Source organism: uncultured Polaribacter sp., assembly GCF_947501385.1.
In the GTDB taxonomy this organism is placed as follows: Bacteria; Bacteroidota; Bacteroidia; order Flavobacteriales; family Flavobacteriaceae; genus Polaribacter.
Genome location: NZ_CANMVP010000069.1, coordinates 1 through 1,594, shown reverse-complemented (window position 1 = coordinate 1,594; position 1,594 = coordinate 1). Strand labels below are relative to the sequence as shown.

General features: G+C 31.9%; 2 protein-coding genes. Both read right to left on the bottom strand.

Annotation, left to right across the window (positions count from 1 at the left end; translation table 11 throughout):
- Nucleotides 1-81: 81 nt before the first annotated feature.
- Nucleotides 82-753, bottom strand: coding sequence for a hypothetical protein (locus Q0998_RS19200; RefSeq protein WP_299673055.1), 672 nt, complete (start codon nt 751-753; stop codon nt 82-84).
- Between the two features lie 158 nt (nt 754-911).
- On the bottom strand, nt 912-1,490 hold the full coding sequence (locus Q0998_RS19195; protein WP_299673052.1) for a hypothetical protein: 579 nt from the start codon (nt 1,488-1,490) through the stop codon (nt 912-914).
- Nucleotides 1,491-1,594 lie beyond the last annotated feature (104 nt).

The window sequence follows — 1,594 nt, the reverse complement described above, 5'->3', positions numbered from 1 at the left end:
ATCTAAAAACTTCCCGGATCAGTCAACAGAATATATAGCGTTGGCCTATCGGCACGCCATATACTTAGTTATTGTAACCAGTTATATTTTCGTGTAAAACGGATTTGTTCTATCTTCATTGAACAATTCCATCATTAATTCAGTTATCATATTGTTCGCCCAATCAGCTATTTCAGTTTTTTGCAATGAGTATATAAATCCTTCCATTCTAAATTGACTTTGAATATTTACTATTTTCCGTCTTTCTAAAAAAGATATTACTTTATCAGCTCTATCATCCCTTTGAACTTTTGCGTTATTTGAATGTTTTCGTATCTCTTTTTTATCTGTAAAACTTGGGTTCATAGCAGTCTTAATTCCGCTTTTCATTTCAAAATTCTCCCATTCAATCGATTCTAACCTTGAGTGAGCGATTAGATTTCGAAGTTTTACAAAATGATTATAATCATCATAAAGTTTACTTGATTTATCATAATCTTTTTTATTTAGAATTCGATACAATACAAATGGACGTTTTTCCATTTTTGGTCGATTTGAATCTGGGTACTCTTCAGATAATTCACTGTTATTTTTAATAGAATCCTCAACTTCTGTCAAATAACATTCAAAAGCAGAATACAAAGTTAAAATTAAAGGTGTTACTAAATTGATGGCAATATTTTTATTCTCATCCATCAAAAGAGATAGTTTATCTACGGATTTAAATAGTGGATAATGTTGAGGAAAAACTGTATCTATTCCAGGTATGTACATAGTTTTTTTTAATTGGTTACAACGTTGTTGTGTATGGTTAGTTGCGTGTTTAAGCAACTAATTTAGTAAACAAAAACGAACGCGAGAAAATTCCGAAGGAATTTTCCAAATAGGCACTTGCCAAAGCAATTAATTATACACGATGTTGCCAACTGGCTTTATTTTATTATTTCAGTCAGATAAACGATTCCGAAAATCCAACCAACATAGAGTAGAGTATAAGTCAGCGAGTAAACTGCTGAAATTCCAATATCTCCTTTTATATCTTTTGATTTATTAAAAACGAATTTTAATGCTCTGAAAAAAATCCAATACAACATTGCTAAAATTATAAAAAGCGAAAACCAAAACACAGCTTCCAAAACGATTAGTAATACAATTATCAAAATCGTCATTCCAATCCACAAGAGTATTGATAAAATCAACCCACCAATTCCGTCTCCGACATCAATTGAAGGCGTATCGAAAGTCGGTGAAGCATTTCCCATTATATCACCTCTTTTAAAATTCCGAAACTTTGGAAAATTGTCAATCAATCCAATTCCTTTGTAAAGACCATAAGTCATAAATAGGAATAGCGATGTTGCTATAATTCCTAAAGACAAGTATAGGTTTGAGGTCAGACTTCGATTATAATTAATTCCAGTCAGGTAAACAGTCAGAACTGTAATTCCGATTACGAGTAATGAAACAATGAAAACGGATTTCCCTTTTAAATAATTCTGTTTAATTTTCAATTTAGAGGTTTTTGGTCAGCTTGTTGGCAACGGGCTCGTATAAGAATAGTGCGGTTTTGTGTGCGAGGATTTTCCGCAGGAAAATCAGACGTAACAAAAGAGCA